Raw genomic sequence first — 21,019 nt, 5'->3', positions numbered from 1 at the left:
CCGGCGGGTCGTCATGGCCCGCACCGGACCATCCCGACGAGCCCTTCGCCATGGCCGGCTATCTCGCCCTCCTCTACAGCATCGTACTGACGCCACAGCGGCGGGTCGTGATGGAGGAATTGCGCGCGATCGCCACCGGATGCGGCTTTGATCGTCCCCGCACTCTGGCCTCGACCGGCAATCTCGTCTTCGAGGCGCCCGAACAGGACATCGCCGTCCTCGAAGCCCGGTTGGAGGCCGGCTTCCTCGGCCATTACGGCAAACATGTCAACATCATCGTGCGCAGCGCCGAGAACTGGCGGAGCACCGTTGCCGGCAACCCATTCCCGGCCGAGGCCGAACGCGACGGCGGCCTTGTCATCGCCCGCCTGATGCGAGCCCCGCTCGGCGAGGACATCCTGGTCAAGCTGGAACGCTATTGCGATAGAGGCGAACGTCTTGCCCTGGTCGGCGGCGATCTCTGGATCGCCTTCGCCGGGCGCCCGAGCGAAAGTCGCCTTGCCGGCGCCCTTTCCACCAAGCGGCTCGGCGTCGGCACTGCGCGCAACTGGAACACCATACGCGGCCTCGGCCAGATGCTGGCCTGAAGCGGGACGCCGGGAGCTGTTTCGATCCCGGCGCTTCGGTTTCAGCCTTGTGCGGCCTGCGCCTCTGCCACGGCCACCGCCGTCATGTTGACCACGCCGCGCACGGTCACGGCACGGTTGAGGATATGGGCCGGCTTGGCGGCGCCGATCAGGATCGGACCGACGGGCAAGGCATCCGCCAGCATGCGGGTAAGCTGGAAGGCGATGTTGGCCGCATCCAAATTGGGCATCACCAGCACATTCGCCTCGCCCCGGAGCCGCGAGGAACTCAGCTTGAGGTCACGCAGGCTTTCCGACAGCGCCGTATCTGCCTGCATCTCGCCGTCTGCCTCCAGATCGGGACGCTGCTCGACCAGGAGTTCCAGGGCCCTGCGCATCTTGCGGGCCGCGTCGGTGTCGTAAGAACCGAAATCGGAATGCGACAGCAGGGCGATCTTCGGGTCGATGCCGAAGCGGCGGACATGCTCGGCGGCCAGGATGGCCATTTCGGCGATCTCTTCCGCGCAGGGATCGGGCTTGACCTGGGTGTCGCAGATGAAGAAGGCGCCCTTGGCGGTCAGCACCAGGGAAAGAGCCGAATAGTCGCGCACACCGGGCGCCAGGCCGATGATCTGCCGGACATAGCGCAGATGGCGCATATAGGCCCCTTCGAGCCCGCAGATCATCGCATCGGCATCGCCGCGATGCAGGGCCAGGGCGGCGATCACTGATGTATTCGAGCGCACGATGGTGCGCGCCGTATCCTGGGTAACGCCGCCGCGCCCGGCCAGGTGGTGATAGAGCGACCAGTAATCCTTGTAGCGCGGATCGTCGGCCGGATCGATCACCTCGAAATCATGCCCCGGCTTGATCGTCAGGCCGAAACGCTGGATACGGGTCTCGATCACGGAGGGACGCCCGATCAGGATGGGCCGGGCGAGCCCCTCTTCCAGTACCACCTGGGCGGCACGCAGCACGCGCTCGTCCTCGCCTTCGGCATAGACCACGCGTTTGGGATCGGCCTTGGCGGCAGCGAACAGCGGCTTCATCACGAAGCCGGAGCGGAAGACGAAGCGAGTCAGGCTCTCGGCATAGGCTTCCAGGTCGGTGATCGGGCGGGTCGCGACGCCGGTTTCCTGGGCGGCCCGCGCGACGGCAGGAGCGATGCGCAGGATCAGGCGCGGATCGAAGGGCGAAGGAATAAGGGAATCGGCGCCGAAGCGGCGGCTTTCGCCACCATAGGCACGGGCGACCACATCCGACGGCGTCTCACGGGCGAGCGCCGCAATCGCCTCGACGGCCGCGTGCTTCATCTCCTCGTTGATGGTGGTGGCCCCGCAATCCAGGGCGCCACGGAAGATGTAGGGAAAGCACAGGACGTTGTTGACCTGGTTCGGGAAGTCCGAGCGGCCGGTACAGATCATGGCATCCGGGCGGGTCGCCTTGGCCAGTTCCGGCATGATCTCCGGAAATGGATTGGCGAGCGCCATGATCAGCGGATTATGCGCCATGCGCGCGATCATCTCCGGCTTGAGCACGCCGCCCGCGGACAGGCCGAGGAAGATATCGGCTCCCTCGATGATGTCGTTGAGGGTGCGCGCTTCGGTCTCCTGGGCGTAGACGTCCTTCCAGGGGTCCATCAGCTCGGTGCGGCCCTTATAGACCACGCCCTTGATGTCGGAGATGAAGATGTTCTCGCGCTTGGCGCCCAGCGAGACCAGGAGGTTGAGGCAGGCAAGTGCGGCCGCGCCGGCCCCCGACGCCACGATCTTGACGTCGGCTATCGACTTGCCGGCCAATTCGAGGCCGTTGCGGACGGCGGCGCCGACGATGATGGCCGTGCCATGCTGGTCGTCGTGGAAGACCGGGATCTCCATGCGCTCGCGCAGCAGGCGCTCGACCTCGAAGCACTCGGGCGCCTTGATGTCTTCCAGGTTGATGCCTCCGAAAGTCGGCTCGAGCGCCGCGACCACGGTGACGATCTCCTCGATCGACTTGGAAGCGATCTCGATGTCGAAGACGTCGATGCCCGCGAACTTCTTGAACAGGACCGCCTTGCCTTCCATTACCGGCTTGGAGGCGAGCGGGCCGATATCGCCGAGGCCGAGCACGGCGGTGCCGTTGGAGACCACGGCGACGAGATTGGAGCGGGCCGTCAGGTTGGCGGCCTCGAGCGGATCGGCGTGGATGGCCTCGCAGGCCGCCGCCACGCCGGGAGAATAGGCCAGGGCGAGGTCGCGCTGGTTGCCGAGCGGCTTGGTCGCCTGGATCTCCAGTTTTCCCGGCTTGGGATAGCGGTGGTAGATCAGTGCCCCGGTCCGCAGATCCTCGGACATGGTCGAGGAGTTCGTAGGGGCTGCCGAGCCGGCCTGGACATCTGACATTGCGTTTCCCGTCCTGTTGGCTAGGGCAAGGCGCATTCGTCGAACGCTGCTTTGCTCTAACGCCTTGTTTCAATGCGTCGTTGCGATTCTCGGTAGTCCCCTCAAATCGTAAAACGCTCTGGTCCGGGGCCTTGCGCGGCCCCGGCTTTCTCCGTTTTAGCGCATGCCATTACGGCCGCCAGCCCCGAGACTGTTATTTTTCCTGGACGTTCAGACGAATATGAAGTTCGCGCAACTGCTTGGGCGTCGCTTCCGAGGGGGCACCCATCAGGATGTCTTCGGCGCGCTGGTTCATCGGGAATAGCGAGATCTCGCGCAGATTCTGTTCACCCGCCAGCAACATGACGATGCGATCGACGCCGGCCGCCATGCCGCCATGCGGCGGAGCGCCATACTGGAAAGCCCGGTACATGCCGCCGAAGCGCTCGATCACCGTCTCCTCGCCATAGCCGGCAATCTCGAAGGCCTTCACCATCGCTTCCGGCTTGTGGTTGCGGATGCCGCCGGAGGCAATTTCAAAGCCGTTGCAGGCGATATCGTACTGATAGGCCTTCAGCGTCAGCGGGTCCTGGGTGTTGAGCGCATCGAGGCCGCCCTGCGGCATGGAGAAGGGGTTGTGCGAGAAATCGACCTTCTTCTCGTCCTCGTTCCACTCGAACATCGGGAAGTCGACGATCCAGGCGAGCTCGAAACGGCTCTCGTCCACCAGCTTGAGGTCGGTGCCCACCTTGGTGCGGGCGGCGCCGGCAAACTTGTAGAACTTGTTCGGATCGCCCGCGACGAAGAAGGCGGCATCGCCGGCCTTCAGGCCGAGCTGCAGCCGGATCGCCTCGGCCCGTTCCGGGCCGATATTGTTGGCGATCGGTCCGCGCGCGCCGATGCCTTCGGCATTGGGATCGGCCTGCTTCGTCGTCTCGTCGGTCGCCTTGTCGAAGAACAGGATGTAGCCCAGGCCCGGCTGCCCTTCGCTCTGCGCCCAGGAATTCATGCGGTCGGCGAAGGTGCGCTGGCCACCGCCCGGTCCGGGGATGGCCCAGACCTGGTTGGCCGGGTCTTCGAGCATGCGCGCGAAGACCTTGAAGTTCGAGCCTCGGAAATGCTCGGAGACCTCCTGCATGATCAGCGGGTTGCGCAGGTCCGGCTTGTCGGAACCATATTTGCGCAGCGCCTCCGCATAGGGAATGCGCGGCCAGCCCTTGGTGACGCTCTTGCCCTTGCCGAACTCCTCGAAGATGCCGGTGATCACCGGCTCGACGGCAGCGAAGACGTCTTCCTGGGTGACGAAACTCATTTCGAGGTCGAGCTGGTAGAACTCGCCCGGCAGGCGGTCGGCGCGCGGGTCCTCGTCGCGGAAGCAGGGAGCGATCTGGAAGTAGCGGTCGAAGCCCGCCATCATCAACAGCTGCTTATATTGCTGAGGCGCCTGCGGCAGAGCGTAGAACTTGCCGGGATGGATACGCGAGGGCACCAGGAAGTCGCGCGCGCCTTCCGGCGAGGAGGCCGTCAGGATCGGCGTCTGGAACTCGTTGAAGCCAGCCGCCTTCATGCGCGTACGCATGCCATCCACCACCTTGCCGCGCAGCATAATGTTGTTGTGGATGCGCTCGCGCCTCAGATCCAGGAAGCGGTATTTCAGGCGCGTCTCTTCCGGATAGTCCTGGTCACCGAACACGGGCAGCGGCAGTTCGGCTGCCTGTCCCAGCACCTCGATCTCGGTGACGTAGACTTCCACCAGGCCCGTGGGCATCTCGTGGTTCTCGGTGCCTTCGGGGCGCTTGCGCAGCTTGCCGTCCACGCGCACGACCCATTCCGAGCGCAGGGTCTCCGCCACCTTGAAGGCCGGCGAATCCGGATCGACCACGCACTGGGTCAGGCCGTAATGGTCGCGCAGGTCGATGAACAGCAGGCCACCATGGTCGCGGATGCGGTGGCACCAGCCGGAAAGCCGCACGTCCTGCCCGACATGGTCGAGGCGAAGATCAGCACAGGTGTGAGAGCGATAACGGTGCATAGGCGTGTCTTTCCGGACAAAGTGTTTTGCGATCGGACGGTATCACCGAGAATCGCAAAGACGCGTCAAACCAAGGTGCCAGAGTATAAGTGCGTTTTCGCCGAAACGCGCCTTGCTCTGGAGTTTGAGGTCATAGACCCCAACGCCACCGCCGCCGTCAAGGAGCAGCTTGACTTGTCCGGGCCAAACAAGGCCCTGAACATGCATTTAAGGCCGAAATCCTTGCCTTGTGGCGCCGTGTGCCCGATAAGCATATTCATGCCACAATCCTCCAGTTCCCCAGTCGCCATCATCACCACAACCCCGGACCTCGCCGCAGCCTGCTCTCGCCTCGCCGCACATGAGTTCGTTACCGTCGATACCGAGTTCCTGCGTGAGACCACCTTTTGGCCCAAGCTCTGCGTCGTGCAGGTTGCCAGTCGCGAGGAGGCTGTGGTCATCGACGCCCTGGCCGAGGGGCTAGACCTTGCTCCCCTGTTCGAGCTGCTGCGCAACGAGAAGGTGCTGAAGGTCTTCCACGCCGCCCGGCAGGACATCGAGATCGTCTGGCATCTCGCCGGCTTCATTCCCGCGCCGCTGTTCGACACGCAGGTCGCCGCCATGGTGCTGGGCTATGGCGACTCCATTGCCTATGACCAATTGGTCCAGCGCATCACCAACGCCCATATCGACAAGTCGTCCCGTTTCACGGACTGGTCGAAGCGCCCCCTCACCCAGGCCCAGATCAATTACGCCGTCTCGGACGTCACCCATTTGCGTGACGTCTACCTCAAGCTTGCGGCGTCGCTCGAGAAAAGAAAGAGGAGCCATTGGGTCGGCGACGAAATGTCTGTCCTGACTTCGCCGGATACCTATCGGCAGGCCCCGGAGGACGCCTGGCGGCGGGTAAGCGGACGCGTGCGCAAGCCGCGCGATCTTGCCGTGCTGGTCGAGGTGGCAGCTTGGCGCGAGCGCGAGGCCCAGTCGAAGAACGTGCCGCGTTCGCGCGTGCTCAAGGACGACGCCATCACCGAAGTCGCTCTGCAAGCCCCGGACACGCCGGAGAAGCTGGCCGGTATCCGCATGATTCCGAAGGGATGGGAACGCTCCCGCCCCGGCCTCGACCTGATCGAAGCGGTGAAGGCCGGTCTGGCTCGAGACCCAGCGAGCCTGCCACGCCAGGCACCGCCGCGGATCGCCAGCAATGGCGCCGGCGCGACGGTGGAACTGCTCAAGGTGCTGCTGAAGATGGTGGCTGAAAGCCAGGGCGTCGCCGCCAAGGTGATCGCCACCACCGACGATCTCGACATGATCGCAGACAGTGACACAGCCGATGTCCCAGCCCTGCATGGCTGGCGCCGCGAACTGTTCGGCGAGAAGGCGCTCGCCCTCAAGCACGGCAAGCTGGCACTGGCGATCGAACGCGGCAAGGTCGCGGCAATTAGCCGATAGCTGGCTGTAATTGACTTGCGCTATGAGCCGGGTGAAGGCTGGGCGAATCGTTCGATGCGCCGGGCCTTTGGACGCATCGCAAGCAGGAGTATGAGCATAAAATGAAGGTCGCGGTTCTCGGCAGCGGCGTGATCGGAGTGACCTCCGCCTATTATCTGGCGAAGGCCGGACATGAAGTCGTCGTGCTGGATCGCCAGCCCGGCCCAGCTCTCGAGACCAGTTTCGCCAATGCCGGCGAGGTTTCCCCCGGCTATGCCTCGCCTTGGGCGGCTCCCGGCATCCCGCAAAAGGCGATCAAGTGGCTGTTGATGAAGCATGCCCCGTTGATCCTGCGCCCCCGTCCCGATCCGGCGATGGTCGCCTGGGTCTGGCGCATGCTGCTCAACTGCACCTCCGAGCGCTATGCCATCAACAAGAGCCGCATGGTGCGCCTGGCCGAATATAGCCGAGACAAGCTGATCGAGCTGAGGGCCGCCACCGGCATCCGCTATGACGAACGCATGCAGGGTACGCTGCAGCTCTTCCGTACCCAGAAGCAGCTCGACGGCATCGGCAAGGATGTCGAGGTGCTCAAGCGCGACGGTGTCCCCTTCGAGGTCCTCGATGCGGATGGCTGCATCGGCGCCGAACCGGCTCTTGCCCATGTCCGTTCCCTGATCCGCGGCGGCCTGCGCCTGCCCAATGACGAGACCGGCGACTGCTACAAGTTCACCGGCGCGTTGGCTCAGCTCGCCGAAACGCTCGGCGTGCGCTTTCGCTACGGCGTCGAGGTCAAGCGGCTCGTCTTCGCCGGCGACAAGATCGAAGGCGTCGAGACCAGCACAGGCGTCGAGAAAGCCGACGCCTACATTGCGGCTTTCGGCAGCTACACACCCGGTTTCGTCGCGCCGCTCAGCCTCAAGGTGCCGGTCTACCCGGTCAAGGGCTATTCGCTCACCATTCCGATCGTCGACGAGAGCCGGGCGCCGGTCTCCACCATCATGGACGAGACCTACAAGATCGCGATCACCCGGCTCGGTGATCGCATCCGTGTCGGTGGCATGGCCGAAATTTCGGGCTTCAGCAAGGACCTGCCGCCGGCCCGCCGTGACACGCTGGCCCAGTCGGTAAGCGACCTCTTCGGCGGTTCGGGCGATCTGGCCGCCGCGAGCTTCTGGTCGGGCCTGCGTCCGATGACGCCGGACGGCACGCCGGTGATCGGCCGTACGCGTTACAAGAACCTGCTGCTCAACACCGGCCATGGCACATTGGGTTGGACCATGGCTTGCGGGTCCGGCCGTGTGATGGCCGATATCGTCAGCGGCAAGAAGCCGGAGATCGACGTCTCGGACCTCGGGTTGAACCGCTACGGGGCCTGAACGTTCCGGTCCTTCATCCCGGCAGAGGCCACACCCCACTGGCTGCAGACAGCGGGGTGTGGCCTTTGCCAACCTGTCTCCCCTATTCCGCCGCGACCGTGACAGTCTCCGCCGGATCGATGATCCGGATCACGGCCTCGCGACCGATCAGGCGCCCGAGCGCCTTCATGCGGGCGTTGAGGCGTTCGCCCACCAGCCCCTCCAGGTCGCGGGGCACATCGAGCAGCAGTTTGCCATGACTGACATAGAGCGGCGCGCGCGGTAGCACGCCCGGCATCGAGGCGGACAGGATGTAGCCTACCCGCATCAGCCCCCCGAGGATGCGCGCCCGGTCGAGAATGCGCGCGGTGGCGATCTCGCGGATGCGGGGAGACAGCTCCTCCTCGTTCAGGCCGACATGGCGGAAATAGTTCGCTACCGCCATATAGGCGCGGCCACGATGATCGACGCCGACAAAGGCGGCGTGGGCGATGATGTTGAGGCTCTGCTCGCCGCGATAATCGGGGTGGGCGCGCCAGCCGATATCGGCCACCAGGCAGGCCGCATGGCGCTGGCGTTTCTCGTCGGCCGTCTCGTCGAGGTGGGTCGATGCCATGAAGCGGTCGCCCCAGCGCACCAGTTCCTCGCCGTGCCGCGGCGAGCGCGAACGCAGGATGTTGAGTTCGCTGGCCGCGGTGATCAGGGGATCGAGCTTGCGGCTCTCCTCGTCGAGCAGCGAATAGAGCAGGCCTTCACGCACGCCCTGGGCCGAGATCACCACATCGCGCGGCTTGCCGGCCTTGATGACCTCGCTCATCACCGCCGCGCCATAGGCGAGCAGCGGCAGGCGCCCGGTCGAAACCGTGTCCTTGCCGATCAAAGTGGTGTTGTCGACCCGCATGATCAGCTTGCAGAAATCGAGCATCTCCCGCGCCGGCACGCTGTAGCCATGCATGATGTGCAGGGGATAGCCGAGCTGCATCATGTGCAGCTTGGCAAGCGAACGCCAGGTACCGCCGACCGCATAGAAGGTGCGGTCCTTCAGATGTTTCAGCGGATCCGCCTTGGCGAGCTTTTCCTGGGCGATCTTCGACGCCTTGCGCACCGACTGGCCGGACGTATCCTGCAAGGCAAGCCCGCCGAGCGGTGTCGTCATGCCCGCTCCGGCGCGATGGCCGTGCACCTCGATCAGTTCGAGCGAACCACCACCCATATCGCCGACCACGCCGTCCGGCATATGGAACCCCGAGATCACGCCATAGGCCGACAGGCGCGCTTCCCGCTTGCCCGACAGGACCTCGATCTCCGAGCGGCAGATCGCCGTGGCGCGGGCGATGAACTCCTCGCCGTCCTCGGCATCGCGCGCCGCCGCCGTCGCCAGGACGTAGAGGTCCTTCACGCCCATGGTGTCGCATAGGGCGCGGAAGCGGATGAGCGCCGCATAGGCCTTGGCGACGGCTGCGGGATCGAGGCGCTTGGTGGTCATCACGCCACGGCCGAGGCCGCACAGCACCTTCTCGTTGAAGACGGCCGTCGGCGCGCGCGTCAGCCCCTCATAGACCACCAGACGAACCGAGTTCGAGCCAATGTCGATCGTCGCGATCGGCGGTCCCTGGCAGATGCGCCCCTGCGCGAAACCGGGCTGTCCCGGGCTCGGCCCCGCCAGGTCGGCGGCCTGGACATGGGGCAGCGTGTCAGCGTCTGCGGCTGAGGAGCGTTCGGGGAGAGTTGTGTTCAAGAGATTTGCCTCGTCCCGATAGGCTGGGATTGGTCATGAAATATTTGTGGGCGTTGAAGGGCTCTTCGTCGGGCTGCGGGACTATGCGTTCCGCAGTTCCGTCGGGCAAGATGCTCCAGCTCTGTTGATTGTCGATAAGATTGGCGATCATGATCTGATCGAGCACCTGCTCGTGCACCGTCGGGTTGAGGATGGGGCAGAGCGCTTCGACGCGGCGGTCGAGATTGCGTTCCATCAGATCGGCCGAGGAGATGTAGACGGCCGCCTTCTGGTGCGGCAGGCCATGGCCATTGCCGAACGCATAGATGCGGCCATGCTCGAGGAAGCGGCCAACGATCGACTTGACGCGGATGTTCTCCGACAGGCCGGGAACGCCCGGCCTGAGGCAGCAGATGCCGCGCACCACCAGATCGACCTGCACACCCGCCTGGCTTGCTGCATAGAGCGCATCGATGATCATGGTGTCGACCAGCGAGTTGCATTTGCACCAGATAGCGCCCGGCCGGCCAGCCTTGGCGTGCTCGATCTCGGCATTGATGTGGTCGAGGATGCGCTGCTTGAGCGAGACGGGCGAAACCGCCATGCGCTCCAGCGCCGCCGGCTCGGCATAGCCTGTGATGAAGTTGAAGATGCGCGAGACGTCGCGCGCGATCACAGGATCGGCGGTGAAGAAGGACAGATCCGTGTAGATCCGCGCGGTGATGGGATGGTAGTTGCCGGTGCCGACATGGCAATAGGAAACGAGCTGGCCCATCTCGCGCCGCACCACCAGCGAGAGCTTGGCGTGGGTCTTCAGCTCGATGAAGCCGAATACCACCTGCACGCCGGCGCGTTCGAGATCGCGGGCCCAGCGTATGTTGGCTTCCTCGTCGAAGCGTGCCTTCAGTTCCACCAGCGCCGTGACCGATTTTCCGGCCTCGGCGGCCTCGGCCAACGCCTTGACGATCGGACTGTTGGAGGAGGTTCTGTACAGCGTCTGCTTGATGGCGACCACGTTCGGGTCGCGCGCTGCCTGGTTGAGGAACTGCACCACGACATCGAAAGATTCGTAGGGGTGGTGCACCAGGATGTCCTTCTGCCGGATGGCGGCGAAGGCATCGGCCCCGTGATCGCGGATACGCTCAGGCGAGCGCGGCGAATAGGGCTTGAATTTGAGGTCCGGACGATCGAGCCCGACGAGTTGCGACAATTCGTTGAGGGCGAGCATGCCCTCGACGCGAAATACCGCGTCGTCGGCGACGTCGAGTTCCTCTGTCACGAATTGGCGGATGCTGTCGGGCATGCCGGCCTCGATCTCGAGGCGGATCACCACGCCGCGCCGGCGCTGCTTGAGCGCCGTCTCGAACAGCAGCACCAGGTCTTCCGCCTCTTCCTCGACTTCGAGATCGGAATCGCGGATGACCCGGAAGGAGCCCTGCCCCTTCACGGTATAGCCGGGGAACAGTTTGGCGATGAACAGCACCGCCAGATTTTCCAGCGTGATGTAGCGGGCCGCCCCGGTTTCGGCGAAGTCCGGCAGGCGGATGAAGCGCTCGACCTTGTGGGGCGCACGGATCAGGGCGTTCAGCATGCGCCCGTCGCTCATGCGCTTGAGCTGCAGGGCGATGGTGAAGCCGAGATTGGGAATGAACGGGAACGGGTGGGCCGGATCGACGGCGAGCGGGGTGAGGATCGGGAAGATGTAGCTGAGGAAATAATCGTCCAGCCACGCGCGTTCGGCCTTGGAAAGGTCGCGCGGCTCGGTGATCACGATGCCCTCGAGCAGCAGGTCGTCGCGCAATTCGGTCCAGCGTTTCTGCTGGTCGGTGGCGAGCTTGGACACGGCCTCGCCGATCTTGACGAGCTGTTCGGCCGGCGACAGGCCGTCGGGACTGCGCGCCGTGACGTCTTCGCGCACCTGGCCGATCAGGCCGGCGACGCGCACCATGAAGAACTCGTCGAGATTGCTGGCCGAGATCGACAGGAATCGCAACTGCTCGAGCAGGGGATGGCTCTTGTTGGACGCCTCTTCCAGCACGCGGCGATTGAATTGCAGCCAGGAAATCTCGCGATTGATGAAGCGATCCGGGCTGACGCGCAGCGCGATCGAGTCTTGAGAGGGAGCCACGTCACGTGCCGCCTCCCGCATCTCATCGCCTTGCATCGCGCTCTCCACCGTCTGTGCCGTGCTGGTCATGGTCGTCAATGCCGCTCGCTATGTCCCGGGCTGCCGTTCCCCATCCCGCCGGTCGGAATCGCCGTCCGCCATGGGGAAGCCTGCTTAGGCCGCCTATATGACAATGCTGTCACATAAAATGGCCGCGCTGGGGAAAATTCGCAAAACTTCGCCCCGTCGCCTGTGGAACCGTCGCTGGCTGCTCAATGAACTGGACCCGGGCGGACAGCATGAGGCATCTTCCGTGCGGCCATCGAGCCTCTCATTCCAAACGGACGAAGCGATCCGTCCGCCCCAGGAGCAAATCCGGCATGTCCAGGCCCGCAGTTGTTCCCATGATGATCCTGGCCGGCTTGCTCTCCCGACCGACGCATGTCGTAGCCCAGATCGATGCCTCCGCGACGCTTCAGACCGGTCGATCCAGCACTTCCGAATGTGTCTCGGTGCAAGATTCCAGCAATCCGGGTGGAAATGGTGGCTCCCTCATCGGTTGCATCAATCCGACGACGGGTGCTTTCGAGCTTCCGTCCAATCTGCGCAACCAAGGTGATATCGACGAGCGCGTCCTCCGATCTTATGGTTTTCGCGGTGACGGAGAGAGCCATCCCCTATCCAGCATCACCACTCTCAACGGCCGCAACACCGCAGGCTGGTCCCTGGTGCAATGGCAGGTGATACTCCCGGCCGCACGCGCCCTTTCCGACGAGATCGACGGCGTCGTCATCAATACGCTGATTCAGACGAAAACCAGCGCCCTGAAGTTTCGCCTAGGACCTCTGACCGCCCGTTTCTCCACGCCGATCATCTCTGCTTGCGGCCAGAGCATTCGCTTCGAGGGGGCCGGACCGGAACTCACCGTATTTCGCTTCGGCGCCAGCAATGGCTGGGATCACTGCCGGACGGGGCCCCCGAAGGGCGACAAGCTGGAGCTGCACGGCATCAAGTTCCAGTCCAGCGACACCGCCTCCACGAGCACCATTGGAATTAACGCCAGGTTTACGCCCCGCGTCAACGGGACCTATTCCAACTTCGCTCTCGAGAATTTCAACACCGGCATGGTCCTGGTCAACTCGGCAGGTACCATGATCGAGGGCGGTATGATCACTGCCGGACCATCGCGCAAAGGTCTGGCCAACACAGGAACCGGTATCTGGTTTCGCGGGACGAACACCTTCGTCAATCGTATCCAGAACACGCTGACGCAATATTACCGGATCGGCTATCGCTTTCAGTCGACCAATCCCCCGAAGATGCTGGGGCTCGAGGATCAAAGCCTGATCAATTCGGCCGCCGGGGAAGTCGGCACCTGCATTCAGATCGATTCCGACTACAAGGGCTACTCTCCCCTCCAATATGTGGCGGACAATTTCTCCTGCGACGCCTATGAGGGCCATGTCGATGCAAGACAGGTCTCTCATCTGTCCATAAAAGGTGGCAATTGGCTGATCCACCCGGCCACGGGATCCTGGACACCAGCCGGCAAGAACTTCTTCAACTTTTGCAGGGCCTCCACGGTACGCCTCGAAGGAGCCTGGATTTCCAACAATGCCCAACCCCTCGAGGTTCGCTCCCTTATCAACGTCACCGCTGCCTCCTGCGGCATTCCGAATGGAGCCGGCGCATCGGATGTGCAAATCCGCAACAACAAGATCGAATATCGGGGCTTGAAGACCTCGACCGCCCTGATCGTCAAGGACCCTAGCACCAGCGGGGTGGTGGTCGCCGGCAACCTCTTCACCGAGTTCTTCAAGCCCGGACCACCGCCCCCCAATGCATTCTCGTGGGCCGGTTCGGACGCCCAATCGGCCCTTTATCAAGGCCTCGCCGGCGAACTCGTGCAGACATCGCCGCCATCAGTCGACATGACCAACGGAGCTGTCCGGGACATCGGCACATTCTCCCTCGCGCCGGGTGTCTGGAGTTGCCACGCCCAGCTCCAGCTCCTGCCGGCCGGTGGGGCGAAGGTTCGAACTTTCCAGGGGGCCTTCAGTACACAATCCACCGCGATGCCGGTTGCACCTGGACAAGGCATGTTCATGGAAACCGGCGAATGGTCGGGCGGGGAGATCCGGGGTATCGGTCCGTTCGTGTTCGACTTCACCACGAAAACGCAGAGTTCCGCTGTCCATATCGTCGGAGCTGCGTCTTTCGCCGGCGGCCAGCTCCAGATGAACACCGTCGGCCAGTGCGTCCGTCTGCGATAGAGCTCGCACCATTACGGGCCGATCGCGATCGACCTCATTCCTCGTCGAATGGCGACGCCAGCACTTCCTTCAGAAGTTCGGCCGCGAGTGCCCGCGTGATCCGGCGGCCGCGTGACAGGCCTTCGCGATCGAGCACGGCAACCACCTGGCGTGCTGCGGCGAAGGAGCGCTCGATGCGTCGGACGAGGAAGTCGACGAGGCTGGAATCGACGATGAGCTGCCGGTCGAGGAAGAGCTTCACCAGCAGCATGCGGAAGAGATCGTCGTCCGGCGTGGCGATGGTCAGGGCCGTCATGGCCCGCAGGCGCGAGATGAGGTCGGGAAGCACAAGACCCCAGCGCTCGGGGGGTTCGTGAGCGGTGATCAGCAGGGAGGCGCCCGCCTCGCCGGCGAGATTGAGCAGATGGAAAAGCGCCTTCTCGTCGATGCCACGCCCGGCATCTTCGATCACCACCGCCTTGTGTGAGACCAGCACGGGGACATTGTCGTCCCGCAGCGCCTCGCCCGTCAGCGTGACCGCGCCTGCGGCTTCGGACCAGATCGCCGCCAGATGGCTCTTGCCCGAGCCGCTCGGGCCGATCAGCAGGGCACGACGGGACGGCCAGTCCGGCCAACGTTCGATGAAGGCATAGGCGGCCTCATTGGACGGCGAGACCAGGAAATCCTCGCGGGCGAACGAGGCCCGCAGCGGCAGATCGAGCGCCAATTGGCGGGGAAGGGTCACGACGAAGGGTCCGATGGCAGCACCGCGGCCTGAGCCTGGCCGACATGGCCGGTATAATACTGGCTGGCGAGGTAACGCGACAGGGCAAAGCGCACCAGGACGCCGATCGCCGCCGCCACCGGCACGGCGACCAGCAGGCCGATGAAGCCGAACAGGCTGCCGGCGGCCAGCAGGGCGAACATCAGCCAGACCGGATGCAGCCCGACCGAACCGCCGACCAAGCGTGGCGAGAGCACATAGCCTTCGAGAATCTGCCCTGCCACGAAGACCAGGGCGGCATAGACCGGCAAATGCCAATCTGGCCAAACCTGGACCAGTGCCACGCTGACGCTGACCACGAAACCAAGTATGGAACCGACATAAGGGATAAAGGAGGCCAGACCGGTGCACAGCCCGATGAGGAAGCCGAAGCTGACACCGAGAAAGGTCAGGCAGGAGCCGTAGAACAGACCAAGCAGGAAGCAGACCGTCGCCTGGCCGCGCACGAAGCCGGCGATGGCGGCATCGATGTCGCGGAAGATGCCGCGGATGGCGTCGGCATGGTCACGCGGCAGCCAGCTGTCGACACGCGCCACCATATGATCCCAGTCGAGCAGGATGTAGAAAGCCACCACCGGCGTGACGATCAGGATGCTGACCACCCCGATGACAGCCTGGCTGCCCGACCAGAGCGAGGAGACGAAGGTGGCAAGGACCTGGGCCCCCTGCCCGACATAGTCGCCGAGCGACTTCTGGATGTCCTGCAGCCGTTCGGTAAGCAAGCCCCCGAGCCAGCTCTGGTTGAGTTCGCCCAGAATGCGCTGCATGGAGGCCACGATGCTCGGCAGCCTCTCGCGCAAGCCGTTGAACTGCTCGCCCAGCATCGGCACCAGCAGGAGGATCGCCAGCACGATGAGGAAGATGAAGCCGAGCAGAATCAGGGAGGCGGCTGCCCAACGGGGCAGTCCCAGCCTCTCAAGCCTGTCGGCGACGGGATCGAGGAAATACGCGATCGCCAGGCCGGCGACAAAGGGCCATACCATGCCCTGGAGTAGCCAGATCAGCGCGATGAACAGGGCCAACGCACCGAGCCAGAAGAATACCTGCCGTTGGAGGCTCATCCATTCGCTCCTGAAGCTCGATCCACACCGTTCTCCCCGGCCAAGCAAGCCTCGTCCGGGACGGCTGAGATGGCGGATGGCCTTCCGCGGCCGGAATATTCATCCGGCCATATGGTTGAGCCACTGGCGCAGATAGGCGGCAGCCGAGGCAATGGTCAAGAGCGTGACCAGGATGGAACCCACTTCGATCAGGAAAGGAAAAGGCCATCCAGTGCCCTTGGCGAACAGCACGAGCGCCACAAAAGCGATCTGTACCGCGGTGTTGAGCTTGGAAAGCATCAGCGGCGCGATCTGTACCGGCTGGCTCATGACCCAGGACACCAGCACGGCGCCGATGATCATGAAATCGCGGAAGACGGCGAGGATAACCAGCCAGGCAGGCACCACACCGACGATCCCCAGCGTGACGAAGATCGAAACCAGCAGGGCCTTGTCCGCCAGCGGGTCGAGCACGGCCCCCAATTCGCTGCGCATGTCGAAGCGCTTGGCGATGAAGCCATCGACGCCATCGGAAACGCCGGCAACCAGGAAGGTGACGAACGCCCAGCCCCATGCCCCCGAGGTGATGCACAGCACCGCCAGCGGCACCAGGCAAAAACGCAGGATGGTGATCAGATTCGGTATCGTCATGATCGGATCGTAGCAAACCACGAGAGGGCAGGCACGTCGGGGCGGATTCGCCGGCATCCTCTGCGGTTGTCTGGCAGGTCGGGCGACCCGACGGTGACGTCGGGCATCGCCGTGACACGTCCAAACAAGGCGTCAGAGCACCACCACCGTGGTGCCGACCCCCACCCGCTGGTAGAGGTCCATTACATCCGGGTTGGCCATGCGAATGCAACCGGAGGACACCGCCCGGCCGATGGTATTCGGCTCATTGGTGCCGTGAATGCGATAGAGCGTGGACCCCAGATAGAGCGCACGCGCCCCCAGCGGATTGTTGAGGCCGCCCTCCATATGATCGGGCAGTTCGGGACGGCGGGCGATCATTTCCTTGGGCGGCGTCCAGCTCGGCCATTCAGCCTTGCGGCTGATGGTTTCGGTGCCTTTCCAGGTGAAGCCCTGTTTGCCGACGCCGATGCCATACCGGAGCGCCGTGCCGTCGTCCTGCACGAGATAGAGCCGCTTCTCCTTGGTCGAGATCACGATGGTGCCGGGGCTGTAGCCCGAGAACGGCACCACCGTGCGCGGGATCGGGGACTGCGCCAGCATGGCCTGCCCATCGTCCTTGGTACCGGAATCGAGATTGGGCGAGATGCTGTTCGGATCGATCGAGGCCTGGCGCTGCGGGCGCCGGCCTGGCGTCACATCGCCATCCTGGTCGCCATAATAGCCATAGGGATCCTCTTGATAGTCGTAAGGCTCCTCGAAGTTCCGATCCGCCCGGTAGGTCGGCTGGGGATCCCGCCACTGGCGCGGACGGGAGACGCCATCGTCCTGATAATAGCCGTCGTCCGGAGGATAGCCCCACTCCTGGGCCTGGGCCGCCCCCCCGATCACCAGAAGGGCAAGGACGGGTAAAAGTGCTTTTCTTGCAATCGTCATGTCGAGAACCACACGTCCCGGAAGAACGCCCGGGGTTGCGCCCTGCAGGGCAATGCAAGGCAAGATGGCTGCGACAATCCCGGAAACGACGGGCGTAATTGTGGCAATGGCAGCGGCAGAAAGTCGCTATTTTTTAACCCTTTGTTCAGCATGCATTCAGATCGGGTTGATTGTCCTTGCGGAAAGGGATCCCATGTCCTCCACCGTGAGTTCCTCATTCAAAGCCACTTCCTTGCCGTGAGGGCAGCGCATCATGAGCCTTGCCACGGTTCCGATATCCGCCCTGGCCGTTTCGCTTCCCGACGAGGCAGCCGCGCAGGCATGGAACGGCTTTCTCGAATTTCGCTCTTCCCAGGAAGCGGCGGCGGCCCGTCCCGCGCATATGTTGGGCGAAGGCGGCAAGGACGATTGGGTCCACGCTCTGCATTGGAAAAAGCCGCGGGCTACGGTCGACCCGATCGGTTGCTTCCTGCTGCGCGACGTCGAGGTCTGGCGTCCCGGCATCCTCGTCCATGGCGGCCAGGTCATCGACGATGCCAATCTGTCGACCAACGTCGCCTTGTCCACGGCCCGCGCCGACACGAATTTTGCCTCGCGTTTCAGCGAGACGGCGGCCAGACCCATAGACCGCCCCGCTCTCGTCGTGGCCGGCCCGGGATATACCATCTGGGGCCATTGGCTGGTCGAATTCCTGCCGCGGATACCCATTGCCAGCCAGTTCCTGGCATCGCTGCGTGAAAAATGGGTCATCCCGCTGCCCCATGACACGCCGTCCTGGGTCGAGGATTTGCTACTGTCGGCCTGCAACGTGCCTCGGGAAGCAATCCTGCGTTACACACCGGGACGGGAGCGCCTGCTCTTCGCGCGCGCGGTGGTACCGACATTCTGCTTTTCCGGCGAATATACTTTCCACCCCTATCTTCGTGAATTCTACCGGTCGCTGGTACCGGCTTCGGCGCCGGCCCACCGGCGCCTCTGCCTTTCACGAGGCGGTCCCGGCCCCTCGGCCAATCGGCCTTTCAGGCAGCGGGACTTCTTTGAGCAGCAGGCCAGGCGACGCGGTTTCGACGTCATCCGTCCCGAGGAACTGAACCTGTCCGACCAGATTGCAACGTTGTCGCAGGCCAGCGCCCTCATCGGCGAATATGGCTCGGCCCTGCATGGCTCGGTCTTTGCCGGGCCGGGCACCGTCGTCGGCTGTATCGGGCATTGGAACGCCGTCCAGATGCGCTTGAGCGACGTGCTGGAGCAACAAGGGGTCTACCTGACTCGCGGATGCCTTTGGCCCAGCGCCGACAGGCCGATGTCCATCGACACGAGCCCGGACGACATCGAGAGCTTTCTCGATCGCGTGACATCGCTGCTGGACTGAGTGTCCGGCGCTCGAATGTCCGTCCTGGCGACGTGACGTGATCCCGTCAAATCGCAAAGCGCTCCAGAAGCAGGCGCCCCACTGCTACTTGCCCGTGAACCGATTGTTCTTGGGGAAGCCCTTGGGTGGCAGGCGCCCGGCATCGGCGCGATTGCCAGTCCATTCGACCAGGTCGGTGACGGTCCAGGTCCGGTCCGAGGAATCACTCCAGGTCAGTCCCTGCGCCTTGTCGAACACACGCACGTCGGAAAGTCCGCCGTCCTTGTATTTCTGTAGCCTGACGCCCCTGCCCCGCGACATCTCGGTGATCTGGTGCAACGGGAAGACCAGCATCTTGCGATTCTCGCCGATCACGGCGACCGTGTCGCCGATGGCGGGCACGATCAGCTTGGCTTCCGCCGGCGCATCGACATTCAGCACCGACTTGCCCTTGCGGGTATTGGCCAGGATATCGTCCTCGGGCACCAGGAAGCCACGTCCGTCGGTCGCCGCAATCAGCAACCGTCGCCCGCCCTGATAGGCGAACACGTCGACCACGTCGGCCCCCTCGTCGATATCGACCATCAGGCGGATCGGCTCGCCCATGCTGCGGCCCCCCGGGAGCTTGGAAGCCTCCAGCGTGTAGACCTTGCCATTGGTGGCGAGGATGAGGAGCCGGGCCGTCGTCTCGGACTGGAAGCCGAGCTTGAGCCGGTCGTCGGCCTTGAAGCTGAGGCCCGAGAGATCGCTGAGATGGCCCTTCTGGGCCCGGATCCAGCCTTTTTCGGAAACGATCACGGTGATCGGCTCGCGTTCGACCATCGCCTCGGCCACCGCCGACAGATCGATGGTGCCTGCCTTCGAGGCATCGATGTCGGTACGGCGCTTGCCAAGCGGCGTGTCCGGGCCGAACTTCTTGGCGACTTCGCTGACCTGCCAGCCCACCGTCTTCCATTGCAGCGCCTCGGAGGCGAGCAGCTTCTCGATGCCGGCCTTCTCCTTGGCGAGATCGTCGTGTTCGCGCTTGAGTTCCATCTCCTCGAGCTTGCGCAGATTGCGCAGGCGCATGTTGAGGATCGCCTCGGCCTGCACGTCGGTCAGGTCGAAGGCCTTGATCAATTCGTCCTTCGGCTCATCCTCGTAGCGGATGATGCGGATCACCTCGTCGAGATTGAGGTAGGCGATGATATAGCCGGCCAGGACCTCCATGCGCCTTTCCACGGCGGCGAGGCGGAACTTGGAGCGCCGGATCAGCACGTTACGGCGATGGCTCAGCCATTGCTGCAGCGCTTCGCCCAGCGAGAGCACGCGCGGCACCTGGCCATCGACCAGCACGTTCATGTTGAGGGAAATCCGGCTTTCGAGCTCGGAGAGCTTGAACAGCGATTCCATCAGCACGGCTTCGTCGACATTGCGCGACTTCGGCTCGATGACGATGCGCACATCCTCGGCCGATTCATCGCGTACGTCGCCAACCAGCGGCAGCTTGCGCTCATCGAGGAGCTCGGCAAGCTTTTCGATCAGGCGGCCCTTCTGCACCAGCCAGGGAATCTCGGTGATCACGATCACCCAGGTTCCCCGCCCCAGATCCTCCTTGTGCCAGCGTGCCCGCACGCGAAAGCCGCCACGGCCGGTGCGGTAGCTTTCCTGCATCGAGCCGGCGCTTTCGACGCAGATGCCGCCGGTGGGAAAATCCGGCCCCTTGACGAATTGCAGGAGGTCGGCGGTCGAAGCCTGGGGATTGTCGATCAGATGCAGCGCCGCCTGGCAGAGCTCATAGGCATTATGCGGGGGAATCGAGGTGGCCATGCCCACCGCGATGCCCTGCACGCCATTGGCGAGCAGATTGGGGAAGGCGCCGGGCATCACCACCGGCTCCTCGTCCTCGCCATTATAGGTGGCGCGGAAGTCCACCGCGTCCTCGTTGATCCCTTCTAGGATCAGGGTGGCGACCTCGGTCAGGCGCGCTTCGGTGTAACGGTAGGCGGCGGCATTGTCGCCGTCGATATTGCCGAAATTGCCCTGCCCGTCCACCAGCGGATAACGCTGGGCGAAATCCTGCGCCAGGCGCACCAGCGCGTCGTAGACGGCCTGGTCGCCATGCGGGTGGAACTTACCGATGACATCGCCCACCACGCGAGCGCATTTCTTGAAGGCCTGGTCGGGATCGAGGCGCAGCAGGCGCATGGCATGCAGGATGCGCCGATGCACCGGCTTCAGGCCGTCGCGCGCATCCGGCAGGGCTCGTTGCGTGATTGTCGAGAGTGCATAGGCAAGGTAGCGCTGCTCGAGCTCGGCGCGCAGATTGACCGTCCTGACTCCATCGCCTTCCGGCGGATCGTCCATCTCATCCATGCGGTTGACTTACCGAAAATGCCTGATTCGGAGCAAGTCGTAGACCTTATGATACAGGGCCAATCCCCCGATCACGTGCTATTGTAGCGTCATTCAGGACTCCATCCTGTTCGGTCTC

General features: G+C 63.8%; 14 protein-coding genes. 5 read left to right on the top strand and 9 right to left on the bottom strand.

All coding sequences use genetic code 11. The features are described 5' to 3' along the window. Positions 1-50: 50 nt before the first annotated feature. A complete protein-coding gene (locus ABXS05_RS00640) occupies positions 51-587 on the top strand; it encodes a DUF1697 domain-containing protein (protein WP_367622566.1) in 537 nt (178 codons plus the stop codon). Between the two features lie 41 nt (positions 588-628). On the opposite strand, the gene ABXS05_RS00635 is transcribed toward ABXS05_RS00640, so the two are convergent. Together ABXS05_RS00635 and aspS are read right to left on the bottom strand one after the other, a co-directional pair. Continuing rightward, positions 629-2,950, bottom strand: a complete 2,322-nt coding sequence (locus ABXS05_RS00635; protein WP_311938073.1) for an NADP-dependent malic enzyme — start codon at positions 2,948-2,950, stop codon at positions 629-631. A gap of 193 nt (positions 2,951-3,143) precedes the next feature. Next, positions 3,144-4,961, bottom strand: coding sequence for an aspartate--tRNA ligase (gene aspS, locus ABXS05_RS00630; protein WP_367622565.1), 1,818 nt, complete (start codon positions 4,959-4,961; stop codon positions 3,144-3,146). Between the two features lie 258 nt (positions 4,962-5,219). On the opposite strand from aspS, the gene rnd reads away from it, so the two are divergent. Together rnd and ABXS05_RS00620 are read left to right on the top strand one after the other, a co-directional pair. After that, positions 5,220-6,392 (top strand): ribonuclease D, encoded by a 1,173-nt coding sequence (gene rnd / locus ABXS05_RS00625; RefSeq protein WP_311938068.1) that lies wholly within the window; start codon positions 5,220-5,222, stop codon positions 6,390-6,392. A gap of 101 nt (positions 6,393-6,493) precedes the next feature. Continuing rightward, entirely contained in the window at positions 6,494-7,750 is a 1,257-nt protein-coding gene (locus ABXS05_RS00620; RefSeq protein ID WP_367622564.1) for a D-amino acid dehydrogenase, read from the top strand. An 82-nt stretch (positions 7,751-7,832) separates the two neighbouring features. Here the strand turns inward: ABXS05_RS00620 and ABXS05_RS00615 are convergent, their stop codons facing one another. Both ABXS05_RS00615 and ABXS05_RS00610 read right to left on the bottom strand, forming a co-directional pair. Next, a complete protein-coding gene (locus ABXS05_RS00615) occupies positions 7,833-9,395 on the bottom strand; it encodes a Ppx/GppA family phosphatase (protein WP_437178634.1) in 1,563 nt (520 codons plus the stop codon). A 28-nt stretch (positions 9,396-9,423) separates the two neighbouring features. Further along, the gene (locus ABXS05_RS00610; RefSeq protein ID WP_311938495.1) at positions 9,424-11,595 is read right to left on the bottom strand and encodes an RNA degradosome polyphosphate kinase; all 2,172 of its coding nucleotides are present in this window, start codon (positions 11,593-11,595) and stop codon (positions 9,424-9,426) included. 362 nt (positions 11,596-11,957) lie between these two features. Between ABXS05_RS00610 and ABXS05_RS00605 the strand changes: the two genes are divergently transcribed. Continuing rightward, entirely contained in the window at positions 11,958-13,826 is a 1,869-nt protein-coding gene (locus ABXS05_RS00605) for a hypothetical protein (RefSeq protein ID WP_311938063.1), read from the top strand. Positions 13,827-13,860: 34 nt separating this feature from the next. On the opposite strand, the gene ABXS05_RS00600 is transcribed toward ABXS05_RS00605, so the two are convergent. The 4 genes from ABXS05_RS00600 to ABXS05_RS00585 form a co-directional block, all read right to left on the bottom strand. Continuing rightward, entirely contained in the window at positions 13,861-14,550 is a 690-nt protein-coding gene (locus tag ABXS05_RS00600; protein ID WP_311938061.1) for a P-loop NTPase family protein, read from the bottom strand. Beyond that, positions 14,547-15,650, bottom strand: coding sequence for an AI-2E family transporter (locus ABXS05_RS00595; protein WP_311938059.1), 1,104 nt, complete (start codon positions 15,648-15,650; stop codon positions 14,547-14,549). The genes ABXS05_RS00600 and ABXS05_RS00595 overlap by 4 nt, the downstream gene beginning before the upstream one ends. Before the next feature lie 99 nt (positions 15,651-15,749). Next, positions 15,750-16,280, bottom strand: coding sequence for a CDP-alcohol phosphatidyltransferase family protein (locus tag ABXS05_RS00590; protein WP_311938057.1), 531 nt, complete (start codon positions 16,278-16,280; stop codon positions 15,750-15,752). A gap of 132 nt (positions 16,281-16,412) precedes the next feature. Beyond that, positions 16,413-16,958: a L,D-transpeptidase gene (locus tag ABXS05_RS00585; RefSeq protein WP_437178633.1), complete on the bottom strand. Its 546-nt coding sequence runs from the start codon at positions 16,956-16,958 to the stop codon at positions 16,413-16,415. A gap of 490 nt (positions 16,959-17,448) precedes the next feature. On the opposite strand from ABXS05_RS00585, the gene ABXS05_RS00580 reads away from it, so the two are divergent. Further along, positions 17,449-18,567, top strand: coding sequence for a glycosyltransferase family 61 protein (locus tag ABXS05_RS00580; protein WP_367622561.1), 1,119 nt, complete (start codon positions 17,449-17,451; stop codon positions 18,565-18,567). Positions 18,568-18,651: 84 nt separating this feature from the next. Here the strand turns inward: ABXS05_RS00580 and parC are convergent, their stop codons facing one another. Next, entirely contained in the window at positions 18,652-20,901 is a 2,250-nt protein-coding gene (parC, locus tag ABXS05_RS00575) for a DNA topoisomerase IV subunit A (protein ID WP_367622560.1), read from the bottom strand. Between the last annotated feature and the right edge of the window lie 118 nt (positions 20,902-21,019).

It is taken from the genome of Labrys neptuniae (genome assembly GCF_040797145.1).
Taxonomy (GTDB): domain Bacteria; phylum Pseudomonadota; class Alphaproteobacteria; order Rhizobiales; family Labraceae; genus Labrys; species Labrys neptuniae.
The sequence above is the reverse complement of the archived record's forward strand: the minus strand, read 5'-3'. Positions and strand labels throughout refer to the sequence as shown.

Bases quoted from the DNA above. Each gene is read 5' to 3' on its own strand.
- ABXS05_RS00610 (WP_311938495.1), bottom strand. From the start codon at position 11,595: ATGCGGGAGGCGGCACGTGACGTGGCTCCCTCTCAAGACTCGATCGCG.
- ABXS05_RS00605 (WP_311938063.1), top strand. From the start codon at position 11,958: ATGATGATCCTGGCCGGCTTGCTCTCCCGACCGACGCATGTCGTAGCC.
- aspS (WP_367622565.1), bottom strand. From the start codon at position 4,961: ATGCACCGTTATCGCTCTCACACCTGTGCTGATCTTCGCCTCGACCAT.
- rnd (WP_311938068.1), top strand. From the start codon at position 5,220: ATGCCACAATCCTCCAGTTCCCCAGTCGCCATCATCACCACAACCCCG.
- ABXS05_RS00590 (WP_311938057.1), bottom strand. From the start codon at position 16,280: ATGACGATACCGAATCTGATCACCATCCTGCGTTTTTGCCTGGTGCCG.
- parC (WP_367622560.1), bottom strand. From the start codon at position 20,901: ATGGATGAGATGGACGATCCGCCGGAAGGCGATGGAGTCAGGACGGTC.
- ABXS05_RS00620 (WP_367622564.1), top strand. From the start codon at position 6,494: ATGAAGGTCGCGGTTCTCGGCAGCGGCGTGATCGGAGTGACCTCCGCC.
- ABXS05_RS00595 (WP_311938059.1), bottom strand. From the start codon at position 15,650: ATGAGCCTCCAACGGCAGGTATTCTTCTGGCTCGGTGCGTTGGCCCTG.
- ABXS05_RS00580 (WP_367622561.1), top strand. From the start codon at position 17,449: ATGAGCCTTGCCACGGTTCCGATATCCGCCCTGGCCGTTTCGCTTCCC.
- ABXS05_RS00635 (WP_311938073.1), bottom strand. From the start codon at position 2,950: ATGTCAGATGTCCAGGCCGGCTCGGCAGCCCCTACGAACTCCTCGACC.
- ABXS05_RS00640 (WP_367622566.1), top strand. From the start codon at position 51: ATGGCCGGCTATCTCGCCCTCCTCTACAGCATCGTACTGACGCCACAG.